8 protein-coding genes are annotated in these 6,104 nt (G+C 55.1%); all 8 read right to left on the bottom strand.

All coding sequences use genetic code 11. From position 1 onward, the window contains the following. A partial coding sequence (gene ureG, locus ACVBEF_RS20135; protein ID WP_447125696.1) for an urease accessory protein UreG occupies window positions 1-558 on the bottom strand: 558 nt, incomplete at its 3' end. A gap of 69 nt (window positions 559-627) precedes the next feature. Then, window positions 628-1,308 (bottom strand): urease accessory protein UreF, encoded by a 681-nt coding sequence (locus ACVBEF_RS20130; RefSeq protein WP_447125695.1) that lies wholly within the window; start codon window positions 1,306-1,308, stop codon window positions 628-630. 3 nt (window positions 1,309-1,311) lie between these two features. Continuing rightward, entirely contained in the window at window positions 1,312-1,830 is a 519-nt protein-coding gene (gene ureE / locus ACVBEF_RS20125) for an urease accessory protein UreE (RefSeq protein ID WP_447125694.1), read from the bottom strand. 160 nt (window positions 1,831-1,990) lie between these two features. Continuing rightward, the gene (gene ureC, locus ACVBEF_RS20120) at window positions 1,991-3,691 is read right to left on the bottom strand and encodes an urease subunit alpha (protein ID WP_447125693.1); all 1,701 of its coding nucleotides are present in this window, start codon (window positions 3,689-3,691) and stop codon (window positions 1,991-1,993) included. Further along, window positions 3,688-4,044: an urease subunit beta gene (locus ACVBEF_RS20115; RefSeq protein ID WP_447125692.1), complete on the bottom strand. Its 357-nt coding sequence runs from the start codon at window positions 4,042-4,044 to the stop codon at window positions 3,688-3,690. The genes ureC and ACVBEF_RS20115 overlap by 4 nt, the downstream gene beginning before the upstream one ends. 15 nt (window positions 4,045-4,059) lie before the next feature. After that, window positions 4,060-4,362, bottom strand: coding sequence for an urease subunit gamma (locus ACVBEF_RS20110; RefSeq protein ID WP_447125691.1), 303 nt, complete (start codon window positions 4,360-4,362; stop codon window positions 4,060-4,062). Window positions 4,363-4,382: 20 nt separating this feature from the next. Then, window positions 4,383-5,255, bottom strand: a complete 873-nt coding sequence (locus ACVBEF_RS20105) for an urease accessory protein UreD (RefSeq protein WP_447125690.1) — start codon at window positions 5,253-5,255, stop codon at window positions 4,383-4,385. An 8-nt stretch (window positions 5,256-5,263) separates the two neighbouring features. After that, on the bottom strand, window positions 5,264-5,962 hold the full coding sequence (gene urtE, locus ACVBEF_RS20100) for an urea ABC transporter ATP-binding subunit UrtE (protein WP_447125689.1): 699 nt from the start codon (window positions 5,960-5,962) through the stop codon (window positions 5,264-5,266). Window positions 5,963-6,104: the final 142 nt, after the last annotated feature.

The raw sequence follows: 6,104 nt of genomic DNA, 5'->3' as shown, positions 1-6,104 counted from the left end.
AGTAAAAATAAAAGGGCGATCCCCCCGCATCCGCTTAGCATCATGCGCCATCACATCCAGATTAGCCCCGACATACGGCGCAAGATCAGTCTTATTAATAATCAACAAATCAGATCGCGTAATCCCCGGCCCCCCCTTACGTGGAATTTTTTCACCACCAGCAACATCGATCACATAAATCGTCAGATCCGATAATTCAGGGCTGAACGTCGCCGCCAGATTATCGCCACCAGACTCCAGCAAAATCAGATCAAGATCAGGAAAGTCCGCGCTCATACGGGCAATCGCTTCGAGATTGATCGATGCGTCTTCACGGATCGCGGTGTGCGGGCAACCACCGGTTTCAACGCCCATCAAACGCTCGGCTGGCAAAGCATCTGCCCGCAGCAGAATTTCCATGTCTTCTTTGGTGTAAATGTCATTCGTGATGACGGCCATTTCATAATCGTCACGCATACGTTTACAAAGCATTTCGCACAACGCGGTCTTGCCGGAACCAACCGGGCCGCCGATGCCTACGCGTAGTGGATTGGGATTAGGTGATTTGAGGTTACTCATAGTGGAACTCGCTTGCTAAAAAAATTGTTTGTAATAGTGCTGCAATGAAGACTTCGCTTAAGAACGCACTTAAGAACGATATAGACGGCTATATTGCACTTCATGCTGCATCGATAACAGCGACAAACCGGGCGACCAGTTCGATAAATCATCGTCATCCAATTGCTGCGAAAATTCAGCCGCCAGTTGCAACTCAGGATGTAACGACAGCAATAAACGCTGCCCGGCAACCTGCCCGAGCGGCACTGATTTCACGCACACCAACACCTGATTTTCAACCCAGGAAAACAGCATCCCCAAGAGCGCCGCTTCCGGTGGAATCTGCAACGCCACCGCCGCAAAAGCAAAAGCAGTCGGCAGCGGCAGTTCCGGTTGCGCCTGCAATATCGCCAGCAAAGTTGCGTCGCCAATATTGAGATCAATCACCAGCTTGCCGAGTGAATAGCCCATCTGGATCGTCTCAGCACGGAACTCGGCGGTGTCACGGGCGGCGATAAAACGTTCGTTCCAGACGGTCACAGCGTCGGCGTCGCGTCTCTCAAACGCCTGCAACAAACGCCACAAAACCGGTGCTTCAAAGGTGGCAACCACATGATGCAGGTGATCGATAATCCAGTCGCGTGCGGTGGCCTGATCTTTGACTAGCCCTTGCTCAAGCGCCGATTCAAGCCCTTGCGAATAGCTATACGCACCGATCGGCAGCGATGGGCTGGAAAGTTGTAGCAAATGGAGTAGGGCGGTCGCTTGCATGGCTTACGTTTCTTCCGGTTTGTCGCCGGGCCGATGAATTTTCTGGCGCAGCGGTACGGGTGCGAGCAAGCCGTCGTGACTGTGATGACCGCCGCCATAGGCCCCGGATTCTGGTTCGAACGCGGCGGCTTGTTCGGTCACGGTTGCGCCCAGACCTTCGAGCATTTCACGCAAGACCACATCTTTGCGGATACGCAGAAAACCATCGCCGACTTGCGCTTGCGTGTGGCGATTGCCGAGATGGAAGGCGCAGCGCAAGAGTGTGAATGGGGTCGCGCATTGGATCAGATAAGTGGCCTCATCAGCGGCGATGATTTTGATGACTTTTGGTTGGCCATCGTCATCCGCGCCGGTGATGAAGTCGCCGTGGCGCAGGACGGTTCCGCGCACGGTGAAGACGCCTACGTCCTGACCTGAAGTCAGGGTGGCGCGTAGGCGACTTTTTTCACGTAGGTCGTAGGGCAGGACTAGTTCGCCATCAATTTGATCGGCGTGGGGTATTTTTGTATTCAGTATGAGCATCGAATCTCTCGGAGTGTCCGGATAATATTATCCGTTCGAACTGAGTAGCCCGTAGGGCGTATCGAAGTTTTCTCAGGCTCGAGCAATCCTTCGATACGCTGCGCTACTCAGGACGAACGGTAAGTAAATAGTTAAGAAAAATCAACACTAACAACACGCATCAAAACAAAAAGTAACGCTGCGCCATCGGCAAGATACTCGCCGGTTCGCACACCAATAACTCACCATTGGCGCGCACTTCGTAGGTCTCAGGATCGACTTCCATGTGCGGCGTAGCGCTGTTGTGGATCATGTGATGCTTGCGCAATTCACGCATATTTTTAACGGCAACGACGGGCTTATTGAGTTTCAATAAGTCACCGATTCCATCGTCGTAAGCTGCTTGCGACACAAATGTCAGTGAAGTTTTAAGACCGCCGCCATACGCGCCAAACATCATCCGATAGTGGACTGGCTGCGGTGTAGGTATCGACGCGTTAGGGTCCCCCATTTGTGCCGCTGCAATCATGCCGCTTTTCAGAATCATCGACGGTTTGACGCCGAAAAAAGCCGGTTTCCACAACACCAGATCGGCAATCTTGCCCACTTCAATCGAGCCGACTACGTGCGAAATCCCGTGCGTAATCGCCGGGTTAATCGTGTATTTGGCGATATAGCGCTTGGCGCGAAAGTTATCGTTGCGGCTGCTGTCCTCAGAGAGCGACCCGCGCTGGGTTTTCATTTTGTGCGCGGTTTGCCAGGTCCGCATAATCACCTCGCCAACCCGACCCATCGCTTGCGAGTCGGACGACATCATGCTGATGGCACCGATGTCATGCAGGATATCTTCGGCGGCAATGGTTTCACGCCGGATGCGCGATTCGGCAAAGGCGACATCTTCGGCAATGGCGGAATCAAGATGATGGCAGACCATCAGCATGTCGAGATGCTCGTCTAGCGTGTTGACGGTGTAGGGACGAGTCGGATTAGTTGATGACGGCAGGACATTGCTTTGACCTACGGCGGCGATAATGTCCGGCGCATGCCCACCGCCTGCGCCTTCGGTATGGAAGGTATGGATGGTGCGGTCTTTGAAGGCCGCCAGCGTGTGCTCCAGAAAGCCGCCTTCGTTCAAGGTGTCGCTATGGATGGCGACTTGCACGTCCATGCGGTCGGCGACGTTGAGGCAATTGTCGATGGCGGCAGGAGTTGAGCCCCAATCTTCATGCAGCTTCAGGCCGATAGCTCCGGCGCGAACCTGCTCTTCCAGCGGCGTTGGCAGACTAACGTTGCCTTTGCCCAGAAAGCCCAAATTCATCGGAAACGCATCCGCAGCCGACAACATCGAATGCAAATGCCACGGCCCCGGTGTGCAGGTAGTGGCCGCCGTGCCGACCGCTGGCCCGGTGCCACCGCCCAGCATGGTGGTGACACCGCTCATTAACGCTTCTTCGATTTGTTGCGGGCAGATGAAATGAATGTGCGAATCGATCCCGCCAGCGGTGACGATCATGCCTTCGCCAGCGATGATTTCGGTTGCCGCGCCGATGGACATGGTGACGTCCGGCTGGATGTCGGGATTGCCCGCTTTGCCGATAGCGGCGATCTTGCCGCTTTTGAGGCCGATGTCGGCTTTGACGATGCCCCAGTGATCGAGGATGACAGCGTTAGTGATCACGGTGTCCATCACGTCGCGGTGATTGCGTTGCGACTGGCCCATGCCGTCGCGGATGACTTTGCCGCCGCCGAACTTCACTTCTTCGCCATAGGTGGCGTAGTCTTTTTCGATTTCGATAAACAGCGCGGTATCGGCTAAACGGATGCGGTCGCCAACTGTGGGGCCGAACATTTCGGCATAGGCCCGGCGAGAGATGGAGCTCATTTTTTTTCCTTTGCTGTAGGTGCTGGCTTACCCTGCTTATCCAGTTTATCCAACCGACCCATCACTTTTCCATTGAAGCCGTAGACTTTTCGCTCGCCGGCCAATTCGACTAATTCAACGGTGCGTTGCTGGCCCGGCTCAAAGCGCACGGCGGTCCCGGCAGCGATATTCAAGCGCATGCCGTAAGCGTCTTCACGTGGGAAGAGCAGGGCCGGATTGGTCTCATAAAAATGATAATGCGAGCCGACTTGGATAGGTCGGTCGCCGCTGTTGGCAACCAGAATCGTGGTAGTTCTGCGGCCGACATTGAGTTCAATATCGCCGTCTTCGATCAGCATTTCGCCGGGGATCATGATGGTATCCGTTGGTTATGGAATCGGGTGATGGACGGTAACGAGCTTGGTGCCGTCGGGGAAGGTGGCTTCTACCTGAATGTCGTGGATCATTTCGGCAATGCCGTCCATGACGTCAGCGCGGCTGAGAATTTTGGTGCCGTAGGACATCAACTCGGCAACCGATTTGCCGTCACGTGCGCCTTCCATGATCGCCGCCGTAATGAGGGCGATCGCTTCCGGGTAATTGAGTTTGAGGCCGCGTGCCTGACGGCGTTCTGCCAGCAAGGCGGCGGTAAAGATGAGTAGCTTGTCTTTTTCTCTGGGGGTCAGTTCCATCGTTTTCTTTCTTTGTGAAGTCAGGTATTCCAGATGCGGGGGATCACGGCTTGACGTCCGAGTAACTCGGGCCGGAGTTGTTGCCAGGCTTGCGTCATCCATAGTCTGGCGAGTTCGCTTGAATGGCCTAAAAAACGCATTACCAGCACCGATTTTATTTGCGTGGCACCGATCTTGGCTTTGTCTGATACCAAGGTGTTGGCGCTCTCACGCAGGTCATTGATGACTTTGGCGGGGAGTACTTTGCCTACGGCGATTAGCGTGGCACAAACGGTGTAGCCAGCCAGCGCCAACGGGCTATGCATGTCGGCTGTACCGCCTTCGATTGCGCCTTGCTCAAACCAGAGCAGCTTGCCGTCACGCCGGATGCTGGTGCGTTGCATGATTTTTCCGGCGTTAAATGACTCGCCGGAAGCGGTGCGACCGAAGCAAAGAATCTCGCCGCCAATGTACTGGGCGCTGGCTGCCAGCGTGACGCGATGGTCGAGTTTGACCGCGGCATGGTTAAAGAAAATGGTTTCTTGCGGCAGCCATTCCAGCGCGGCGTTCTCAGCGACGTGGAGTTGTACTTGCTGCTGCGAGATTTTGCCGTTGGCTCTGTACCATTTGGCAGCGCCTGGAGTGGTGATGAGTGCGTGAGCCTGGCTGCCAACGTCGGTGTTGATGCTGAGCTGGTCGCCACCGACGACACCACCGGGCGGGTGAATGATGATAGCGTGGCAAACGGCGGGGTGTTCGGGGTAGAGCGGTTTTTGTACGCGCAAGGGGCCGACATGGCTGCGTTCGATCAGGCGGGTTGTGCCCTGGTCGTTGGCAAAGCCCAGTTTGAGCCGGGCTTGCCATGGGGCTTGTGCGGTGGCGGGTAGGGTAGCTTGCGCTTGTGCAAATGTCATCGGGCAGACTATACCGCCAAGTGCCGTTTCACGCTGTCATCATCCATCTCGGATTGTGTCCCGGCTGCAACAACTTCGCCGCGCGATAGCACGATGAAGTTGTCGGCGAGGTCGCGGGCGAAGTCGAAGTATTGTTCGCACAGCAGAATGCCGATGTCGCCACGTTCGCGTAGCAGGCGGATGACGCGGCCGATGTCTTTGATAATGGAGGGTTGGATACCTTCGGTTGGCTCGTCGAGGATGATGAGTTTTGGCTCTGCCAGCAGGGCGCGGGCGATGGCGAGTTGCTGTTGCTGACCGCCGGAGAGGTCGCCGCCTCGGCGTTGTAGCATCTCTTTTAGGACTGGGAATAGTTCGTAGACTTCGGCCTTGATGTGGGCGGCTTTTTTGCCTGACTTGGTTGCCATGCCCATGAGGAGGTTTTCTTCTACCGTTAATCTTGCGAAGATTTCGCGGCCTTGGGGGACGTAGGCTATGCCTAGTTTGGCGCGTTGGTGGGGTTTTAGTTTGGTGATGTCTTTGCCTTCTAGCGTGACTTTGCCAGTGGCTGTTGGGAGTACCCCCATCAGGCATTTGAGTAAGGTTGTTTTGCCTACGCCGTTGCGGCCTAGCAGGCTTAGACATTTGCCTTTTTCTACGTTGAGGGAGACGCCTCTTAAGGTGTGGGAGGAGCCGTAGTATTGGTTTAGTTGGTCGACGTTTAGCATGATGGTTGGTTTCTGTTCGTTGTTGATTGAGACGGGTGCTGCTCCGTTTTATGCTTTTTCGGTCGTTGGTATTGAATACTTTTGCTACTCCGTTGATGCTTGCCGGGGGCGGCCCGGCAGCCGGTTACTTTCTTTTGCTTCG

It is taken from the genome of Glaciimonas sp. GG7 (assembly GCF_052976905.1).
This window is presented reverse-complemented; position numbering and strand designations above follow the sequence as displayed.

Coding starts and splice junctions, on each gene's coding strand:
- ACVBEF_RS20130 (WP_447125695.1), bottom strand. CDS start 1,308: ATGCAAGCGACCGCCCTACTCCATTTGCTACAACTTTCCAGCCCATCG.
- ureE (WP_447125694.1), bottom strand. CDS start 1,830: ATGCTCATACTGAATACAAAAATACCCCACGCCGATCAAATTGATGGC.
- ureC (WP_447125693.1), bottom strand. CDS start 3,691: ATGAGCTCCATCTCTCGCCGGGCCTATGCCGAAATGTTCGGCCCCACA.
- ACVBEF_RS20115 (WP_447125692.1), bottom strand. CDS start 4,044: ATGATCCCCGGCGAAATGCTGATCGAAGACGGCGATATTGAACTCAAT.
- ACVBEF_RS20110 (WP_447125691.1), bottom strand. CDS start 4,362: ATGGAACTGACCCCCAGAGAAAAAGACAAGCTACTCATCTTTACCGCC.
- ACVBEF_RS20105 (WP_447125690.1), bottom strand. CDS start 5,255: ATGACATTTGCACAAGCGCAAGCTACCCTACCCGCCACCGCACAAGCC.
- urtE (WP_447125689.1), bottom strand. CDS start 5,962: ATGCTAAACGTCGACCAACTAAACCAATACTACGGCTCCTCCCACACC.